The 16,995-nt window shown below is 66.7% G+C and carries 20 protein-coding genes; 8 read left to right on the top strand and 12 right to left on the bottom strand.

Annotation, left to right across the window (positions count from 1 at the left end):
- Positions 1–18: 18 nt before the first annotated feature.
- The 4 genes from AC1DBN_RS18550 to AC1DBN_RS18535 form a co-directional block, all read right to left on the bottom strand.
- Positions 19–999 carry an ABC transporter permease gene (locus AC1DBN_RS18550; RefSeq protein WP_477723859.1) on the bottom strand — a complete coding sequence of 327 codons (981 nt, stop codon included), beginning with the start codon at positions 997–999 and terminating at the stop codon, positions 19–21.
- 9 nt (positions 1,000–1,008) lie between these two features.
- Complete coding sequence (locus tag AC1DBN_RS18545; RefSeq protein ID WP_477723858.1) at positions 1,009–3,081, bottom strand: beta-galactosidase; 2,073 nt, start codon at positions 3,079–3,081, stop codon at positions 1,009–1,011.
- A gap of 359 nt (positions 3,082–3,440) precedes the next feature.
- Positions 3,441–4,019, bottom strand: a complete 579-nt coding sequence (locus AC1DBN_RS18540; protein WP_314216183.1) for an SOUL family heme-binding protein — start codon at positions 4,017–4,019, stop codon at positions 3,441–3,443.
- Positions 4,020–4,087: 68 nt separating this feature from the next.
- Positions 4,088–4,597 carry a DUF3592 domain-containing protein gene (locus tag AC1DBN_RS18535; RefSeq protein WP_314216184.1) on the bottom strand — a complete coding sequence of 170 codons (510 nt, stop codon included), beginning with the start codon at positions 4,595–4,597 and terminating at the stop codon, positions 4,088–4,090.
- A gap of 162 nt (positions 4,598–4,759) precedes the next feature.
- On the opposite strand from AC1DBN_RS18535, the gene AC1DBN_RS18530 reads away from it, so the two are divergent.
- Together AC1DBN_RS18530 and AC1DBN_RS18525 are read left to right on the top strand one after the other, a co-directional pair.
- Entirely contained in the window at positions 4,760–5,218 is a 459-nt protein-coding gene (locus tag AC1DBN_RS18530) for a MarR family winged helix-turn-helix transcriptional regulator (protein ID WP_314216187.1), read from the top strand.
- Positions 5,215–6,474, top strand: a complete 1,260-nt coding sequence (locus tag AC1DBN_RS18525; protein WP_314216188.1) for an MFS transporter — start codon at positions 5,215–5,217, stop codon at positions 6,472–6,474. Before AC1DBN_RS18530 ends, AC1DBN_RS18525 begins: the two co-directional genes overlap by 4 nt.
- Positions 6,475–6,517: 43 nt before the next feature.
- Here the strand turns inward: AC1DBN_RS18525 and AC1DBN_RS18520 are convergent, their stop codons facing one another.
- Positions 6,518–6,862 carry a cupin domain-containing protein gene (locus tag AC1DBN_RS18520; protein WP_477723857.1) on the bottom strand — a complete coding sequence of 115 codons (345 nt, stop codon included), beginning with the start codon at positions 6,860–6,862 and terminating at the stop codon, positions 6,518–6,520.
- A 54-nt stretch (positions 6,863–6,916) separates the two neighbouring features.
- On the opposite strand from AC1DBN_RS18520, the gene AC1DBN_RS18515 reads away from it, so the two are divergent.
- Complete coding sequence (locus tag AC1DBN_RS18515) at positions 6,917–7,414, top strand: DinB family protein (RefSeq protein ID WP_477723856.1); 498 nt, start codon at positions 6,917–6,919, stop codon at positions 7,412–7,414.
- A gap of 132 nt (positions 7,415–7,546) precedes the next feature.
- On the opposite strand, the gene AC1DBN_RS18510 is transcribed toward AC1DBN_RS18515, so the two are convergent.
- Together AC1DBN_RS18510 and AC1DBN_RS18505 are read right to left on the bottom strand one after the other, a co-directional pair.
- The gene (locus AC1DBN_RS18510; RefSeq protein ID WP_045732023.1) at positions 7,547–7,933 is read right to left on the bottom strand and encodes a VOC family protein; all 387 of its coding nucleotides are present in this window, start codon (positions 7,931–7,933) and stop codon (positions 7,547–7,549) included.
- Between the two features lie 315 nt (positions 7,934–8,248).
- Positions 8,249–8,572, bottom strand: coding sequence for a hypothetical protein (locus AC1DBN_RS18505; protein WP_477723855.1), 324 nt, complete (start codon positions 8,570–8,572; stop codon positions 8,249–8,251).
- Between the two features lie 170 nt (positions 8,573–8,742).
- Between AC1DBN_RS18505 and AC1DBN_RS18500 the strand changes: the two genes are divergently transcribed.
- Entirely contained in the window at positions 8,743–9,606 is an 864-nt protein-coding gene (locus tag AC1DBN_RS18500) for a sugar phosphate isomerase/epimerase family protein (protein WP_091718648.1), read from the top strand.
- A 109-nt stretch (positions 9,607–9,715) separates the two neighbouring features.
- On the opposite strand, the gene AC1DBN_RS18495 is transcribed toward AC1DBN_RS18500, so the two are convergent.
- From AC1DBN_RS18495 to AC1DBN_RS18485, 3 genes are all read right to left on the bottom strand, one after another.
- Positions 9,716–10,060, bottom strand: coding sequence for an iron chaperone (locus AC1DBN_RS18495; RefSeq protein WP_091718646.1), 345 nt, complete (start codon positions 10,058–10,060; stop codon positions 9,716–9,718).
- An 8-nt stretch (positions 10,061–10,068) separates the two neighbouring features.
- Entirely contained in the window at positions 10,069–10,539 is a 471-nt protein-coding gene (locus tag AC1DBN_RS18490) for an SRPBCC family protein (protein ID WP_091718644.1), read from the bottom strand.
- 83 nt (positions 10,540–10,622) lie between these two features.
- Positions 10,623–11,555: a 2-hydroxyacid dehydrogenase gene (locus AC1DBN_RS18485; protein WP_091718642.1), complete on the bottom strand. Its 933-nt coding sequence runs from the start codon at positions 11,553–11,555 to the stop codon at positions 10,623–10,625.
- A gap of 286 nt (positions 11,556–11,841) precedes the next feature.
- Between AC1DBN_RS18485 and AC1DBN_RS18480 the strand changes: the two genes are divergently transcribed.
- Entirely contained in the window at positions 11,842–13,128 is a 1,287-nt protein-coding gene (locus AC1DBN_RS18480) for an MFS transporter (protein WP_477723854.1), read from the top strand.
- A 25-nt stretch (positions 13,129–13,153) separates the two neighbouring features.
- On the opposite strand, the gene AC1DBN_RS18475 is transcribed toward AC1DBN_RS18480, so the two are convergent.
- Together AC1DBN_RS18475 and AC1DBN_RS18470 are read right to left on the bottom strand one after the other, a co-directional pair.
- The gene (locus tag AC1DBN_RS18475) at positions 13,154–13,489 is read right to left on the bottom strand and encodes a cupin domain-containing protein (protein WP_314216197.1); all 336 of its coding nucleotides are present in this window, start codon (positions 13,487–13,489) and stop codon (positions 13,154–13,156) included.
- A gap of 9 nt (positions 13,490–13,498) precedes the next feature.
- Positions 13,499–14,542 carry a helix-turn-helix transcriptional regulator gene (locus tag AC1DBN_RS18470; RefSeq protein ID WP_477723853.1) on the bottom strand — a complete coding sequence of 348 codons (1,044 nt, stop codon included), beginning with the start codon at positions 14,540–14,542 and terminating at the stop codon, positions 13,499–13,501.
- Between the two features lie 87 nt (positions 14,543–14,629).
- Here AC1DBN_RS18470 and AC1DBN_RS18465 point away from each other — a divergent pair, with 87 nt between their 5' ends.
- From AC1DBN_RS18465 to AC1DBN_RS18455, 3 genes are all read left to right on the top strand, one after another.
- A complete protein-coding gene (locus AC1DBN_RS18465; protein ID WP_477723852.1) occupies positions 14,630–15,037 on the top strand; it encodes a DUF1304 family protein in 408 nt (135 codons plus the stop codon).
- 82 nt (positions 15,038–15,119) lie between these two features.
- Positions 15,120–15,872 (top strand): ArsR/SmtB family transcription factor, encoded by a 753-nt coding sequence (locus tag AC1DBN_RS18460; RefSeq protein WP_477723851.1) that lies wholly within the window; start codon positions 15,120–15,122, stop codon positions 15,870–15,872.
- Positions 15,873–16,032: 160 nt separating this feature from the next.
- On the top strand, positions 16,033–16,980 hold the full coding sequence (locus tag AC1DBN_RS18455) for an SAM-dependent methyltransferase (protein ID WP_477723850.1): 948 nt from the start codon (positions 16,033–16,035) through the stop codon (positions 16,978–16,980).
- Positions 16,981–16,995: the final 15 nt, after the last annotated feature.

Here is a 16,995-nt window from a genome sequence, read left to right as displayed (position 1 = left end):
CTTTCGTCCTTGCCCCGGTCACCACAGGCTCGTTCCTGCGAGCCGTTTAGAGAGGGCGTTCGCGGAGAGGATCAGCGTGAGGCCGATGACGGATTCGAACATGCCGATGGCGGCGGCGTAGCTGAAGTTGGACGACTCCAGGCCAACCCGGTACAGGTAAGTGGAGATGACGTCCGAGGTTTCATAGTTCAACGGGTTGTAGATCAGCAGGATCTTTTCGAAACCCACGGCCATGAACGTGCCGATGTTCAGGATCAGCAGCGTGATGATGGTTGGCCGGATGGCCGGCAGCGTGATGTGCCAGGTCTGCTGCCAGCGGTTGGCGCCGTCGATCCGCGCGGCCTCGTACAGTGTCTCGTCCACGCGGGTGAGCGCGGCCAGGTAGAGGATGGCGCCCCACCCCATGGTCTGCCACACCTCGGAGCTGATGTACATCGGCCGGAACCACCCGGCGTCCTGAGTGAAGTTGACCGAGGTGCCGAACACCGTGTTGGCGATCTGGTTCACTGTGCCGGTCATCGAGAAGTTCTGCAGGATCATGCCGGCGATGATCACCACAGACATGAAGTGCGGCAGGTAGGCCACGGTCTGGACGAACTTCTTGAACTTCTGGGATCGCAGCTCGTTCAGCATCAGCGCGAAGATGATGGGCATTGGGAAGCAGAACAGGAGGGTCAGCACGCCCAGGATGATGGTGTTCTGGAAAGCCTGCCAGAAGCTGGGATCGTTGATGAAAAGGGTGACGTACTTCAGTCCGACCCATTTCTCGCCGAAAATGCTTCCGCCCGGTTGGAACTGCCGGAAGGCAATCACGTTGCCGGCCATTGGCAGGTAGCGGAACACGGCAAAGTAGGCCAGCGGCAGCAGCACCAGCGTGTACAGACGCCAGTCCCGTTTGATGGCAAGTTTCCAGCCGCCGGGCTTCTTCCTTGGTTTTCCGGTCCGCTCCGGACCGTCTGGGGTGACCGCCTCGGGCGGTACTTCCAATCGCATGGCCATGGCCGCCTCCTACCTGCCGGTTCCTGCGGCCGTTGCTGCCGAGGACGCTTCTTCAATGACCAGGACGCCGTTGGCGGCGAGTTCCACGGTTCCGGTGACGTCTGTCCCGGTCAGCAGGTCGGTGCCGCCGGCTCCAACCTCTACTCCCGCGGGTGCGTCGTTGTGGTTGAGGACCAGCAGGTAGCTGCTGCCGTTGCCCGTCCGACGGCGGACCTGAACTCCGCGCGGTGCGCTGAGTTCGGGCCGTATCCCCGCAGCTTCGCGTTCAGTTGCGAGCAACTGCTCCAGGAAGGTGTTGTCCACGCGCGCGGAGAGGTAGACGGCGGTGCCCGCACCGAACGTGTTGCGGGTGACGGCGGGGGCTCCTGCAAGCCGTCCGGACGCGTAGGTGGCCAGGACGTCCGCGCCCGTGGTGTGCAGATGCTCTGTCCAGTAATCCGCAGAGGCTGTGCCGCCGTCGGCCGTGGAAAGCTTGACCGCTTCGCCGTCCCCGGCGAGCGGATGCAGTTCCTCGCTCCAGGCGCCCAGCACGTTGCGGAGAGCTCCGGGGTAGCCGCCGAGCCGGATGGTGTTGTCCTGGTTGACAATGCCGGAGAGGTAGCTGGCCACAAGGCGTCCGCCGCCGGACACGAAGTCCTCGATACGTTGCGCGGCCTGGTCCGTCAGGAGGTAGCTGGCGGGAAGGACCACCAGGCTGTAGCCGCTGAGGTCGCTCCCGGCGTGCACGAAGTCCACCGGGAAGTTGGCATCGAAGAACGGGCGGTACAGGCGGAGGACTTCCTGCGGGTAGCTCAGGTCCGAGCGCGGCAAGTTGCCCAGTTCCAGCGCCCACCAGCAGTCCCAGTCGAAGACGATGGCCACCTTGGCGGCTGAACGGGTGCCTGCGACGCCTGACAGGCCCTTCAACTCACGGCCCAGTTCGCAGACTTCGCGGAAGACGCGGGTGTTGGGTCCCGCATGGTTGACCATGCCGGAGTGGAAGCGCTCGGTGCCGCCCCGGGCCTGGCGCCATTGGAAGAACAGGATGGAATCGGCGCCCTGGGCGATCGCCTGATACGAGCCCAGACGCATCTTGCCCGGCAGCTTGGAGACGTTGACGGACCATTGGCTGACTGCTGCCGTGGCCTGCTCCATCACCAGCCATGGCTGGCCATTCCGCAGGGAGCGCATGAGGTCGAAGTTGAGGGCTGCGGCGACGTGGGCGTCCTGCTCCCTGGGATCCGGGTAAATGTCCAGGGCCGCCGCATCTTCCTCAGCAGCCCAGGCCCAGTAGTCATTGTTCTTGTAGAACCGCATGAAGTTGGTGACGATGGGCAGGCCAGGCGTGAAGCGGCGCAGGATATCGCGCTGGGTCCGGTAGTGCGCAAGCATGCTGTCCGATGTGAACCGGTGGTAGTCCAGCCGGCGTGACGGGTTGGACCAGGTACGCGGCTGGGCGGGTGCGTTGACCTGTGCCCAGTCGGAGTAGACCTGGCCCCAAACGTCTGTGCTCCACGAGCTGTTGAGGTCGTCCAGGCTGCTGTACTTGGCCTGGAGCCATTCCCGGAATGCCCGGTCGGCGTGGGGCCCGTAGGACACCGGGCCGTATTCGTTATTGATGTGCCACATGCACAGGGCCGGGTGTCCGGCGTAGCGTTCGCCCATCTTTTCCGCAATGGCCCTGGACTTGGCCTGGTAGACGGGGTGCGAGACGTCGAAGTGCTGGCGCGATCCGAATCCAAAGGTGCTGCCATCGGCCAGCACCGGGAGGATGTCAGGGTATTTCGCGATAAGCCAGGCCGGCGGAACCGCGTCCGGGGTGGCCAGGTCCACGCCGATGCCGTTGGCATGCAGCAGGTCCATAATGTCGTCGAGCCAGCCGAAGTCGTATTCGCCGTCTGCCGTTTCGAGCCTGCCCCAGGAGAACACGGCGAGCGTGACCAGGTTGACTCCGGCGTCTTTCATCAGGCGCACATCCTCGTCCCACACCTCCCGGGGCCACTGTTCCGGGTTGTAGTCCCCGCCGTAGGCGATGCCGCCAAGCCGCTCGTGGAGCCGCCTCAGGCGTTCTTCGGATGTGGTGGTGCTGTCCTCGCGGGTCATCGTTGTCCTTCGGTTTGGCATCGTGGCCGCGGGCTCCCCAGCAGTGCGACCTGCATCACACGAAGAAACTATCGTAAAGTTTCAGCAATAACAACAGTTTTTGTTGATAAGACGGCAGGTCCTGAGGATGGGCGGGCTACGAAATGTGCACGCTAACAACGCATAGGCAGGCATCCGCCCGCCGCGGGACTTTCGGGAACTGCCAAGGGAGCTCCTGTCAGGCTTCCTCATTCTTCAGGAAACTATCGGAGCGTTCTGCCCAACAAAGCGGGGCGCAACGGGGCCTTCGAGCCTGCCGCTCGTCGAACAGGGCAGCGTCCAGCCGAGGCCGTTGCTGGCGGCTGTAGGGCTGAGACCAGCTATGCCTCGCGCACGTCCTGCACCACTTCGTTATGCCGCAGGAACCATGGCTTGAAGGGCGGATCAAAGCGGGCAAAGCGGGGCGCCCCCAGGGGCGTCAGCCCGGCAAGGCTGAGCGCGGCCTGAAGTCCGTTGTTGCGGCGCTCGAAGTTTGCCTCGGAGCCGCGGCCGGAGAACCGCAGTACCGCGGCCAGAGAGCCGGGCACAGCACGAATCTTAACGGTGGGATCGGTGGGGACCGGAGCCGTTTCGGCCGTCAGCCCGGCCGGCAGGACGAAAGCCACCACGAACTCCGCAGATCCGCCGCCTCCGGAGAGCGGGCCTGCCTGGATGACCGGCGCGGTCATCGCGAGCTTTTGGGATTGTCCGGCTTCCTGCACAACGGGCGCCGTCATGGCCAGCTTGGCGCCGCCCGTATTGCTCCCGCTGATGTAGTTGAAGAGGCGGCGGAAGGCCACATTCCCCGCGCGGTCAAATTCCGCTGACACTGCCACCTCAGCTACGACGTAGTCCGGGTAGCGGCGCAGCTCGAAGTGCGGATAGCGGCGGACTGATTCATAAGGCTGCTGCTCGGTCATGGTGGAGCAGAGCCTACGCCGGTCCGGCAGCTCCGGCCAGAGCAGCCCGCGGACCGGGCTAACCACATCTACCCAGGCGACGGGGCATCCTTACCCCTCTGCGAGCGCCCCTTGAGGTAGGCGCCCACCATCAGCAGGACGAAGATGACGCCCAGGCCCGCGAAGATGCAGGTCAGGACGGTGCCCACGCCACGGACCCAGACGCCGTCGCTCTCGTAGCCCGGAACGATGGCCCTGCCCGGATCGTGCTCCGCGTAGATGACGGTAGTGGCGTCACCCACTACGGGGTACTGGTCGTGGTCCACGGCGGCCCACGTCGCGTGGCTGGCACCATCGCCGGAGGTGAATTCCACTTTCATCCTGCGCTCCGAGGCCTCGGTGACGTCATCAAAACGCACAATGGTGCCTGCTGCCTGGACGCCGCTCCGCGCCAGGTCCTCGTCAGCGCCGATCATGAAGCTGCCCAGGCCCATCATGACGGGGCCCAGCAGGAGAACCAGCGCAGTCACCGCCAGGTTCAGCTTCCCCTTCCAGGTCAGCCCGGATTTGCGGTTCGTTTCATTTCTGCGCCCAGTCACGCGGTCCATTGTGCCAAGAACCACGCCGGGGGACGGACGTTAGCGGAACCACACCTAAAAAGGTTGCCGCCAGCAACAAGAAGGAGGATGATAGTTAGCAGAACTAATTAGCAGTGCTAAGCAAATGATGAGCCGACCGCTCCAGGAGGCGCACCCGCCCATATGGCCCCCACCGAAACCAAGACCAAAGAAAATCCGCAGATCACCCCGGACACCCTCGCCATCGACCTCCGCACCGCCGTGATGCGCACCTCGCGCCGGCTCCGCGTCGAGGCCACCGGTGAAGTCATCACCCCCGGCCAGTACACCGTCCTCGCCGTCCTGCACGGTGACGGCGCCCGGACCCTCCGCGAACTCGCCGACCGCGAGCATGTGCAGGCCCCGTCCATGACCCGCATCGTCAATGCCCTCGCCGACCAGGGCTTCGTCACCAGGACCCAGCATCCCGACGACGGCCGGCAGGTCCGGATCGACATCACCGACGCCGGCAGGGGCGTCCTCGCGGAGGCAAGGGAACAGCGCACCGCCTGGCTGGCACAGCGTGTGGCGGGCCTGAGCGTGGAAGACCGTGACATCCTCAGCCGCGCCGCACGCATCATGCAGGAAATGAGCGGCAAATGAGCCAGATGTTCCGCGCCCTCGAAAACCGCAACTACCGGATCTGGGCCGCAGGGGCGCTGGTCTCCAACGTGGGCACCTGGATGCAGCGCATCGCCCAGGACTGGCTGGTGCTCACCGTCCTGACCAACCACGACGGCGCTGCCGTCGGCATCACCACCGGCCTGCAGTTCCTGCCAATGCTGCTGCTTGGCCCTTACGGCGGAGTCCTGGCGGACCGCTACCGCAAACGCGTCATCCTGCTGTGGACCCAACTGGCCATGGGCATTACCGGCCTGGCCATCGGCCTGCTGGTGGTCACGGGCACAGCCCAGCTGTGGCATGCCTACCTCGCCGCCTTGTGCCTGGGCATTGCCAGCGCCATTGACGCCCCGGCGCGGCAGTCCTTTGTCTCGGAACTGGTGGGCCAGGACAACATCTCCAATGCCGTGGCCCTGAACTCGGCGTCCTTCAACACCGCCCGCCTCACGGGCCCGGCCGTCGCCGGTGTCCTGATCGCCTGGGTGGGCACCGGGCCGGTGTTCCTGCTCAACGCCGCGAGCTACGCGGCAGTGATCTGGTCCCTGTTCTTCATCCGTACCTCCGAGCTTGTGCCTACCGTGCGGGCGGAGCGCAGCAAACACCAGGTGGCGGAGGGCATGCGGTACGTGAAGCGCCGGCCGGACCTCGTCCTGATCATGGTCCTGGTGGGGATCCTGGGCGCCTTCGGCATGAATTTCCCCGTCACGAACGCCCTGATGGCCACCACCGAGTTCCACGCCGGGCCGGGCGAGTTCGGACTGCTGGGCTCAATCATGGCCGTCGGCACCCTGGCCGGCGCACTGCTGGCCGCCCGGCGCGCGAGGCCCCGGCTAAGGTTCCTGCTGGGCGGCGCCCTGGGCCTGGGGGTCTTCACGCTGGTAGCCAGCGTGGCGCCGTCGTTCTGGCTCTACACCGCCGTGCTGATTCCGGTGGGCCTGGCGTCCATCACGTTCCTGAACAGCTGCAACACCAGCATCCAGCTCTCTGTGGAACCGCAGTTCCGCGGCCGGGTGCTGGCCCTCTACCTGGCCATCCTGCAGGGCGGAACGGCCGTGGGCTCCCCGCTGATCGGGTGGGTGGGCAGCGAATTCGGTGCCCGCTGGTCCGTGGCGGTGGGTGGCCTGGTGGTCCTGCTGACCGGGCTGGCCGCAGTGATCGTGGTCAGCCGCCGGAGCAAGCTCAGCCTCCGCCGGGCTGTCCGGATTGCGTTCAGCGGCAAGCGCGAAGCCGCAGTCTAACCACCAAGTCTCCAGGGCCGGTCCTGCGGACCCAAGCACCGCGTCATCCCTTGCGGACGATGTCCACCGAGACTTCCACCGCCGGCACCGTCCCCCGGTTTTCCAGCCAGTGGACGGTGTTCCGGTCCTCGGGCCACCCGACGCCGGGGCCATACTCCTTGGACGTCCCGTCACGGTGGTCCGTGATGGTCCCCGCCAGGATGAAGACACTGCCGGGCCGGCCAACGTGGTCATGGACCGGGCCGAATACCCCTCCCGGTGCGATAGTCACCCTGCGCGTCCGCAGCTGGTAGCCCTCCATGCCCCCGATCTCGCCGGAGAGGTCCACCGTGGCCAGCAGTTCCACGGTCACACCCTTCGATTCCACTGCCGCCTGTTCCTCAGCCATCGGCTTTCCTTTCCGAACGTACCGGGCCCGCATGGGGCGTGGCATACTGCAGCCATGCCTGCAGTCTCCTCCCTGACGCCCGACGACGTCATCAACCAGCCCGCCCGTGCCCAGTTCGAGGCGTTCCTGGACCAGCACCGCGCCATGTTGGAGGCCCGCCTGGATGGCCTCACGGAGGAGCAGGGCCGCCGGTCCCTGGTGCCGTCCAGGACCACGCTGCTGGGGCTGGTCAAACACGCCGCATTCGTCGAGAAGGTCTGGTTCGACGAAGCCGTCACGGGGCGGTCCCGCGCCGAGATCGGCATTCCGGCCACCCCGGACGAATCCTTCATCCTCGGCGGCGAGGACACCATCGACAGCATCCGGAATGCCTACCGCCAGGCGTGCGAGGCATCCCGGCAGGCGGCAGCCGGGCTGGATCTTGACGACGTGGTCCGGGGCAACCGCCGCGGTCCGGTACCGCTGCGCTGGGTGTACCTGCACATGATCCGGGAGATCGCGCAGCACTGTGGCCACGCGGACATCCTGCGGGAACAGATCCTCAACGGCTGACCCGCAGGGAAAATCGGCCGGAAGGAGTGCGCACGACGGCGGCGCCGGCCTTCCGCCCGCCCGACACCCGGGGTGGGGGTGCCGTGGGAGGCGCCGGCCGGCGTCGTCCGTTGCTGTGAGGTGAACAGGTGGCTACATCGGCATCGACGAGATGTTGAGGATGTTGCCCTCGCTGTCGAGGAACCAGGCCCCCTGGCCCATGCCTTCCATGGTGGCGATGCCGTTCTCGGTCTTGAGTCCGGGCATGTCGTAGTCCTCGAAGACCACGCCGCGGCCGCGCAGTTCCTCCACTTCCTTTTCTACGTCCGCCACTCCCCAGCCCATCTGGGTGTTCTTCGCCGTGCCGGCATTGTCCGTCTGGTAGAGCAGGAATCCGGTGCCGTTGCCGCACTGGTAGATGAGGTTATCCCCTTCGATGGTCTGGCTGGGCTCGAGTCCCAGCTTGTCGCGGTAGAACTCCCGTGCCCGGTCGATGTCCTTGGCGGGCAGTACTGCCATGACCTGCGAATCCTTGAGCATGACAAATCTCCTTGGTGCAATCTTGCGATGGCGGTGCTCTCCCCCTATAACGGTCCGAGAGGTCCCTGCCGGAGATCTGGCGGGCCGCGTGACCGCCCGCTGCGCCGACACCGGGGCTGCCACCTGGGACTCTCCCGCGCCCGCCCATCACAGGTCGCATTGGCGGAGAGGGTCCCCGAAGCCTATGAGGCCATTATGGAACTGCTTTGGCCGGAGCGAAATAGGGGAATATTCGGTGCGTCGGGTGCCACGGAACGCCCGCCGGCGGGACGCGGCCAGGCGGGCCATGGAAGGGCACGACGGCGGGCGTCCGCGTTACTTCCGGGCCGCGGCAATGGAGCGTCGCACCGTGGTTCCGGCAACGGCGACCAGCGGCACCAGGCAGGCGAGCAGGGCGAGGGTGTTGGGCCGGAAGACCGTCCGGCCGTTGACGGTGGTATAGGCGCCCACCGGTATCACCATGCCCCCGCCGCCACCTCCGGATGCGCCGTCGCCGGGCTCGCTGCCACCGCCGAAACCGAAGGAAACCAGCGCCACCGGCATGATCTCCTGGCCTCCCACGTTCACGGGCGTGCCGTAAGCCTTGGTGACTCCCACATTCTTGAACGTGTCCACGAGGGACGCAAAAGTATCAGCCATGGGGCCAGCGTAAACGCCCGGACAATCCCACGGTAAGAGCCTTCGGCAACGCAGCGAATTCCCACTGAACCCCCCAATTTCATTGACACTGCCGCATTTGTCATGACAAAGTTCAACTGCGCTGGATTAGAGCGCTCTAACAAAGACGTTTACCGACCCAAAGGACCCGCATGAAAATCTCCATGAACTCGACCGCGGCGTTCCACGGCACCACCCTGCGGGACATCGCCGTGGCTAAAGCAGCGGGGTTCGATGCTGTTGAGCTCCAGACCCCCAAACTGTTCCGTTTCCTGGACGCCGGCTTCACTGCCCACGATCTTCTGCCGGCACTGGACGGCTTCGCGGTCTCCGGCGTGGGCGCCATCCAGGAAGCGGCTGACGAGGAGTTCACCCGGGACGCCATCCGGCTGGCCGAGGTAGCCCAGGTGGTCGGCTCACCCTACGTGCAGATGTGTACCGGCCCGGTGGACGTCCGCGTGGTCAAGGAGTTCCGTGCCGGCACGCTCCTTCCCACAGACCTGCGGTTCCGGGGCGCCCTCGGTCTGGACGCCACGGACGCGCTGGCCGAAACGGCGAAGCGGGTGGCCTTGGCAGCGGACATCGCAGCTGACCACGGCGTGGGCCTGTACCTCGAACCCCTTGCCTGGTCCCCCGTGAACCGGGTCAGCCAGGCACTGCAGATCTTTGACTCCATCCAGCGGCCCAATGTGAAGATGTGCGTGGACTTTTGGCACTTCTGGGCCTCCGGCGACACCCCGGAGGATATCGCCGCCCTGCCCGGCGACATGATTGCGGCTGTCCATGTCTGCGACGGCCTGCACGTGCCGGCCGGCGAAGTCCCGGATCAGTCGATCTCACGCAACATCTGGACAGGAGCGGGTGAGATCCCGCTGCAGGAATGGGTGGACGCCTGCAAGGCCACCGGCTTTGACGGCTACTACTGCCCGGAGATCTTCTGCGACAAGGTGGCGGAACTGGACGACGTGCTGGTGGCCTCCACCCTGCGCAACACCGTCCAGATGCTGCTCACCTGACACTGGATGAGTCCGGAAGGTGCCGCCCCGCCAACCCGGCCCACTGCCGTCGTCAGCACCACCGGCCCCCACCCGCATGACCGGCGCCGCCCAGCACCGGTCATGCGGTTCAGGGCCGGATCTCAGCCATCCGGCGTCGGACGATCTCTTCAACTACCTCGTCCGGAAGTGGCTGCTCGGCGGTGAAGCGGATGGTGCCCTTGGACAACGAGTAACCGTCCAGGCTGCCGGCCACAGCCTCCACCACCGCAGGCGAGAACGGGAAGATGGACAGGTGCCTGGCGGCGGCCGCAACCCCCATCAGCGGCTTGCCGTCGAGCTTGAGCGCGGGCATCCCGTAGCTCACGCCGTCGGTGGCTTCCGGCGCCACTGATCGGGCCATCGCCACGATGTGCTGCAGGCAGCTCCGGCCCGGCTCGGGCAGTTCCGCGAGCGCGTCGTCAACGGTGCCCACGGGTGGCCTCAGCTTTTCTTCTTTGCCGCCACGGCCGACGCGAGCGAGGTGAGGCCGCGTTCAAAGTCCGAGCCCACCATCTTGTCCATGTTGATGAACAGGGCGAAGATCTTGGCGGCGCCTTTGTTTTCGCCGGTCATCTTCCACGTGACCTCGGTGCCGCCGGGGACGGGCGTGAACGTGAAGGTGGTGGGGTTCAGGGCCTTGAACGGCTTGGTGAACTGGAGGCGGATGCCGATGGTGCTGGACGGCAACGACTCGACAATCTCCATGGTGCCACTGCCGGCCTTCCGGTTGCCGCTCCATTCATACCCCGCTCCGGGACCCGACGCCGGGCCGTAATAGCGGCGGCTCATGCCGGGGTCCACCTTCTCCCACGGGGACCACGCTCCCCACTCGCGGAAGCTGTTGACCAGGGGAAAGATATCTTCCGGGACGGCAGGGATGACCGCGCTGCGGCGGACCTCATAGGTAGACATGGACTCAGCATAGGAGTCCGGACGCACCCCTGAACAGGCCGCCACGACGCCACTGCGGGCAGCCGCAGCGGCGTCAGCGCCGCCTAACCGCCCGACGGACCGCCCAGCACCACGTTCACCGGGTCCTTGCCTTCGAGGAGAAGGCCGATCTGCTTGCGCACCAGCTTGACCATCCGAGGGAACATGGCCGAGCTTGCACCGCCCACGTGCGGGGTGATGAGCACGCCGGGGGTGGTCCACAGCGGATGCTCTGCCGGCAGCGGTTCCGGGTCCGTGACATCCAGCGCGGCACGGAGCCTGCCTGAGGCGGTCTCGGCCAGGAGTGCCTCGGTGTCCGCCACCTGTCCGCGGGCCACGTTCACCAGCAGGGCGCCATCCTGCATCGCGGCCAGGAACTTCGCGTCCACCAGCTGGCGGGTGTCCTCACTCAGCGGAACGCTCACCACCACGATCTCGTGGAGCGGCAGCTGGTCATAGAGGGCATCGATGCCGTGGACGGTTCCTGCTGCGTCCTGGCGGGAACGGCTGGCCAGGCGTGTCACCTCGGTTTCGAACGGCAGCAGCCGTGCTTCGATGGCTTTACCCACTCCGCCGTAGCCCACCAGCAGTACCCGCCGGTCGGCCAGGCTGGGACGCTGGCCCCGGTCCCAGTAGCCAGTGGCCTGGTGCCGTGCGAACTCCGGGATCCCCCGCTGCGCGGCGATCATCATGCCCAGGGCGAGCTCCGCCGTCGAGGTCTCGTGGACTCCCGCAGCGTTGGCGAAGGCGACGCCGGCTGGCAGCACGTCCGCGACGCCGTCGTACCCGATGGACTGGCTCTGCACCAGGCCCACGTCCGCGCCCTCCAGCGCGGCCAGGGCGCCGGCGCTGCCCATGTAGGGCGGGACCAGCAGGTCCAGCCGACCTTCGGGAGCAGGGCCGGTGAGGTCCCAGAGGACAAACTCGACGCCGTCGGCCGGCTCGAGCGCCTCCACCAGTTCCCGGCTGGGCAGGCTCACCCGCAAGCGGGCGCTCATGCGGCGCCCTCCAGCCATGCGCGCGGAGCCCGGCGTTCCGTTCCACAAATGCTCATTGTTGCTCCCTTGATCACGGTCCGCGGCCCACCTGCGGCCTCTGTCTGCACTGCTATCAAACGTACTGTCTGGCCGCCCGCGACGGGCTGGGGTGACCACCCTTCGGACGCCCCGCCCCAGGCGTCATCATGTCGATTTCAGGACCCCGGATCCTGTAAATTTAAGGGAGGAATTGTCCGGCCAGCGAGCCGCTTTCCAACCCCACCCCCTTGAATGGATCCGCTCCCCCATGTCCTCCGCGACTTCCGTGCCCAGCCCTGCCCGATTTCCCTATGCCGCCCTCCTGGTCCTGGCGACCATTGCCTTCACTGCCATCACCACTGAGCTCCTCCCCTCGGGCCTGCTGCCGCAGATCAGCGCCGGCCTGAACGTCACCGAACCCGTTGCCGGATACCTCGCCGCAGCCTATGCCGCCGTCATCGTGGTGACAGTGGTGCCGGTCGCGAGGCTGCTGGCACGGATCCCCCGGCACACCCTGCTGGTGGGGCTGGTCCTGACGTTCGCGGCCAGCAACGCCTGGGTGGGGCTCTCCCCGGATTTCACCACCGCGATGATTGCCCGGATGGTGGGCGGACTGGCGCATGGCCTGCTGTGGACCACCATGGCGCCGTTCGTGACCCGGGTGGTTCCGGCGAACCAGGTGGGCAAGGCGCTGGCCATCGTCTTCAGCGGAAACAGCCTGGGCCTGGCCATCGGCGCGCCGGTGGGTACGGCACTGGGCGGGCTGTTGGGCTGGCGGGCAGCGTTCCTCGTTCTTGCAGGATTCGGCCTGCTGCTTACCGTCCTGGCGTTCTTCATGCTGCCGCGGGTACAGCGGATTTCCGATACCGCCCGGCCGTCCATCCGCCGCGCCATCGCCGAGCCCGGCGTGAAGGCGGTAGCCACGGCCTGGCCGCTGCTGGTCCTGGCGCACTTCGCACTGTTTACGTACATCGCCCCGTTCATCCGCGAAGCCGCACTTCCGGAGTACGCCACCAGCCTGGCACTCACCGTGCTCGGCGCGTCCGGCCTGCTGGGTATTTGGATCGCGGGGCTCACCGTGGATTCGCGGCCGCGGCGTTCGCTGATGATCACGACGGCGGCCATCGCCGTTTCGATGGCACTGTTGCCTCTGGCGGTGGGCAACCTTCCGCTGGCCCTGGTGCTGATGACCGTCTGGGGAGCCGGCCTGGGGGCCATTGGCATTTACAATCAGTCCGCCATCCTCCGGGCCGGCGGTGAGTACAGTGAGGCGGCCAACGGCCTGACTGTGCTGACCATCCAGCTGGGCATCACCGTTGGCGCCCTGTACGGTTCCGGCGCGCTGGTGGCGGGCGGTCCCATGCTGGTGCCCGTGGCAGCCGCGCTGCCGGTACTGGCCGCCCTGGTGATCACGATTGCGGGCAAGAAGCACGCCTATCCGCCGGGACCCCGGGAACGGACCTGGCTTGAGCCGCGCCCGGTCCACCCGTCCGCGGCCGACTCCCGGAACACCACCGTGAAGCCAGCGCCCGACAAGGTACAGGATCCTGCCTAACCCTCAGTGAGCCGTGAATTCGAGGTCAGTCGCGGTACTTGGCGACCGTGAACAGGAAGGCGGAGTCCTCCTCCGCCTCCAGGCTGTGCAGGCCCGGCGGGACGATCAACAGGTCCCCCGCCTTGCCCTGCCAGGAATCCCCACCGGCCACCAGCCGGACACAGCCGCGGATCACGAACACTGTGGCGTCGCCGGGGTTCTGGTGTTCGCTGAGCCGCGTTCCGGCTTTTAGGGCCATGACGGACTGGCGGAGGACCTTTTCGTGGCCGCCGTAGACCGTATCCGCGGCGCGGCCGTTGGAGGATGCAATTGCCGCTTCGAGCTGTTGGCGGGCCAGGGCTTCCACCGATATCTTCTGCATGCGCCAAGGCTACCCAGTGGCTGTCAACCTGGCGACAAGTTCCCCGCGGCTGTTTACACCCACTTTGTCGAAGATGGACTTCAGGTGATCGTGGACCGTGTGCGGTGAGATGAACAGGTGCTTGGCGATGTCAGCCCCAGCGCTGCCCGCCATGAGCTCCAGGCAGACTTCCTGTTCCCGCGGGGTGAGCCCGTACGCGGACAGGAGCAGGGCCAGCAGCTGCCGGGTGGTGGCCGGTTCCACGGTCACCACCATCTGCTGGGGATCGTCCCCGGCGATGAGGCGGCTGGCCTGCAGGATCACCCAGCCGGAATCGACGTCGCGCATCCTGGCCCTTGCCGTTCCGCCCGCTGCGGCCCTCGCCTGGGCCACGAGCGCATAAAGCACCATGCTGAACTGGCCCGGGGCCGCTTCCTCCAACGACTGAAGCCAGACTGCCGCGGCCGGGGTGGCGGCGCGCAGCTCACCGCGTTCGCCGGCGAGGACGATCACCGGTCCGTCAGGCTGGTGCCACAGCCGGTGGTGCGAGCGGGCAGCAATGCGGGTGGCGGCCGCGAGCGCAGCCGTCACCGCCGCAAGGAACTCCACCTCCCTGTCGCTGAAATCCCCGGCACCCTCGCGGAACAGGCTGCCGACGCCCCAGCACGACTGGTCCATGCGGAACGCCCCGCGCAGTTCATGGACCAGCCCCAGCGGACGCAGCAACTCGTTGATCCGGATGCTGCCTGCCACCTCGCTGCGCGGCGCATCCGAGATCCGTGCCACCGGGTGCGGCCGGAGCATGAGCTGCGCGAAGGTGTTCGGTTCGGTCCCCTGGTATTCGGACTGCGCGAACCGGGCTGCGTACTCGTCGGTGACGGGCCACGGCCGCCAGTTGGTGACGGCGTTCATCACCATCGTTTCGGGGTCGACGCCGGCCCAGCAGGCTTGGTCGAACGGCACCGCTTTGCGCACCAGCACCAGGGCGGCGGTGTAGAGGGCGGCCAGGTCCAGTCCGTCCATGGCCAGGGTGGCGATGTCCCGCCTGGCACGCTCTGCGCGCTCCTCCCACATACGTCCAGTATCGGGCCCGCCAGCGCAGCACGGAATCCCCTGTTCCGGGGATGGCCTGCGGCTTCCGGGCGGGCCTACCCTTCCGGCATGAACATGATGTCCCAGGTTTTCGCCGTGCTGGCGGCGGTCATCTACATGGGGGTCTTTCCGGTGGAGAGCTTCCTGCTCCGGCGGAGCAGATGGGCGCAGAAGTTCCTGAGCACACCGCCGGAGAACGTGGCCGCCGTGATGATGTGGGCCATCCCCACCGGGTACAAGAACCTGGTGATTGCCCTGGGCGTGGTGGCCGGACTGGTGGCCGTGAACATCGGCGAACCGGTGGTGGGATACACGCTGGTGGTTTACTGCTGCCTCAACATGGTGCTGACGGCCCCCACCATGCTGCTGGCCGATCTGCTGGGCCACTACCCCAAGCGCTGGGAAAGCGTTCCGGGCACCCTCGCCGCCACGGTTCCGGGCCTGCTGGCCCTACTCTTCCTGCCGCTGGGCCCCTAACTGGGCAGGAGTGCACAGCGTTCCGAATCGAAGGTGTCCAAACCCTTGATAGGTGACTATATGGTCACCTATCATCGTGTGTATGGACGACGTTTTCAAAGCACTCTCCGACCCCACCCGCAGGGACCTGCTCGATGAGCTGTTCCGCGAGGACGGCCAGAGCCTCAGTGCGCTTGAGGCGAGGTTCAGCATGACCCGGTTCGGGATCGCCAAGCACCTCCGCATCCTCGAGGACGCAGGCCTGGTGGCCACCCGTCGTCGCGGGCGGGAAAAGCTGCATTTCCTGAACCCCGTTCCCATCCGCCTGGTCCACGACCGATGGGTCAGCAAGTACGCAGAACCATGGGCCGCTGCCCTCAGCGACCTCAAATCCAGATTGGAAAGTCCCATGGAAAAGATCTTCGAGATTTACATCAAGACCACCCCGGAGAAGCTCTGGGAGGCCATTACCGACAGCGACATCCGCAGCAAGTACCAGTTCGGCAACACCCTGGAGTCTGACTGGACCCCCGGCAGCCGCTTCGAGATGGGCAACCCCAAGGCCGGCCAGATCCTGGGCGAAGGCGAAAACCTGGAGGTGGATCCGCCCCGCCGGCTGGTGCAGACCATGCGCGCGCTGTGGGGCGACGACGTCAAGGCCGAGGGGACCTCCAAGGTCACCTGGGAGATCGAGCCGGTGGGCGATTCCTGCCACCTCACCGTCACGCACAGCGACCTCCGCGAAGGCGCCAACGACCAGCTCTACGGCGGCTGGCCGATGATCCTCTCCGGCCTGAAGACCTGGCTGGAGACCGGCGAGAAGCTCACCACGCCGGGCTCGCTCATGTACACGTAACCAACGGCTAGTGCGTACGACGGCGGCGCGCGGCGGGGGTGCCCGTTCGCCGGCTCGTACGGGTCGGGGTTTTCCGCTGTGAGATGACAGGGGCGCCCCGGCACATCCGCCGCGGTGCCTGCGTGCAACGATGGTGCCACCACCGACGAAAGGGCACACCGTGGCGGATGCAGAGGGCTCGGGATTCCAGGACCGCGGCCTCCCGTTGACGGCCCTCGCTGTGGCGGCAGGCAGGGCCGTTGAGTCGTCCCGGCCTGACCGGCTGGTGTGGGATCCGTTTGCGGCGGACCTGGTGCTGGCGGCCCGATCGCATGTGGACATGCCAGTACAGTGGCCCGCCCGCCCCGCCGATGCCACTCCCCTGCAGCAGCCGCTGCTGCTGGCATCCATCTACATCGGCATGCGGACGCGGTTCATCGACGACTTCCTCCTGGACGGCGCCACGGCGCAGACAGTGATCCTGGGAGCCGGACTCGACACCAGGGCATTCCGCCTGGAGTGGCCGGCGGATGCCCGGATTTTCGAGATCGACAGCGCCAACGTCCTGGACTTCAAGGACAGCGTCCTTGCCGGGCTCGCCGCCACACCGGGCGCGGACCGCACCATCCTCGACGCCGACCTTTCGCAGCCATGGCGCCGCCACCTCGTGTCCGCCGGATTCGACCCCGGACGGTCCACCACCTGGGTCCTGGAAGGCCTCCTGCCGTACCTCGACGCCGCAGGGCAACAGGCTGTCCTGGGCGAGGTGGCAGCGCTTTCGGCCCCGGGTTCGCGGGCCGTTATCGAGCGCGCCGTGCCGCTGCCGAAAACCGACGACCTCGATGCCCAGCTGCAGGAGTTCAGCCTTAGGACAGGCCTGCCCATGAGCGAGCTGCTGGCCCGCGCGGATCCCCCGGACCCGGTGTCCGTCCTGGAAGCCGCCGGCTGGCGCTGCGCCCAGCACTCGGTGCAGGACCTGTGCACGGCGTACGGCAGGGTCATCTCGCTGGCCGAAAGCACCTCGGCCCGGCCCGCCTCAGGCACCGCGCGCGACGCCGGAGCGGAGCCGTCGTCGTCCGCGCAGCCCGGCGACCAGTCGCGGGGCGGGTTCGTCACGGCCTGGCTGTAGCGGCACCTCCCCTCA

The organism is Pseudarthrobacter sp. 10T415, assembly GCF_056394175.1.
Note: the sequence above shows the minus strand (reverse complement) of the source record. Positions and strands in the feature narration are given on the sequence as shown.

Bases quoted from the DNA above. Each gene is read 5' to 3' on its own strand.
- AC1DBN_RS18550 (WP_477723859.1), bottom strand. From the start codon at position 999: ATGGCCATGCGATTGGAAGTACCGCCCGAGGCGGTCACCCCAGACGGT.
- AC1DBN_RS18545 (WP_477723858.1), bottom strand. From the start codon at position 3,081: ATGACCCGCGAGGACAGCACCACCACATCCGAAGAACGCCTGAGGCGG.
- AC1DBN_RS18540 (WP_314216183.1), bottom strand. From the start codon at position 4,019: ATGACCGAGCAGCAGCCTTATGAATCAGTCCGCCGCTATCCGCACTTC.
- AC1DBN_RS18530 (WP_314216187.1), top strand. From the start codon at position 4,760: ATGGCCCCCACCGAAACCAAGACCAAAGAAAATCCGCAGATCACCCCG.
- AC1DBN_RS18525 (WP_314216188.1), top strand. From the start codon at position 5,215: ATGAGCCAGATGTTCCGCGCCCTCGAAAACCGCAACTACCGGATCTGG.
- AC1DBN_RS18520 (WP_477723857.1), bottom strand. From the start codon at position 6,862: ATGGCTGAGGAACAGGCGGCAGTGGAATCGAAGGGTGTGACCGTGGAA.
- AC1DBN_RS18515 (WP_477723856.1), top strand. From the start codon at position 6,917: ATGCCTGCAGTCTCCTCCCTGACGCCCGACGACGTCATCAACCAGCCC.
- AC1DBN_RS18510 (WP_045732023.1), bottom strand. From the start codon at position 7,933: ATGCTCAAGGATTCGCAGGTCATGGCAGTACTGCCCGCCAAGGACATC.
- AC1DBN_RS18505 (WP_477723855.1), bottom strand. From the start codon at position 8,572: ATGGCTGATACTTTTGCGTCCCTCGTGGACACGTTCAAGAATGTGGGA.
- AC1DBN_RS18500 (WP_091718648.1), top strand. From the start codon at position 8,743: ATGAAAATCTCCATGAACTCGACCGCGGCGTTCCACGGCACCACCCTG.
- AC1DBN_RS18490 (WP_091718644.1), bottom strand. From the start codon at position 10,539: ATGTCTACCTATGAGGTCCGCCGCAGCGCGGTCATCCCTGCCGTCCCG.
- AC1DBN_RS18485 (WP_091718642.1), bottom strand. From the start codon at position 11,555: ATGAGCGCCCGCTTGCGGGTGAGCCTGCCCAGCCGGGAACTGGTGGAG.
- AC1DBN_RS18480 (WP_477723854.1), top strand. From the start codon at position 11,842: ATGTCCTCCGCGACTTCCGTGCCCAGCCCTGCCCGATTTCCCTATGCC.
- AC1DBN_RS18475 (WP_314216197.1), bottom strand. From the start codon at position 13,489: ATGCAGAAGATATCGGTGGAAGCCCTGGCCCGCCAACAGCTCGAAGCG.
- AC1DBN_RS18470 (WP_477723853.1), bottom strand. From the start codon at position 14,542: ATGTGGGAGGAGCGCGCAGAGCGTGCCAGGCGGGACATCGCCACCCTG.
- AC1DBN_RS18465 (WP_477723852.1), top strand. From the start codon at position 14,630: ATGAACATGATGTCCCAGGTTTTCGCCGTGCTGGCGGCGGTCATCTAC.
- AC1DBN_RS18460 (WP_477723851.1), top strand. From the start codon at position 15,120: ATGGACGACGTTTTCAAAGCACTCTCCGACCCCACCCGCAGGGACCTG.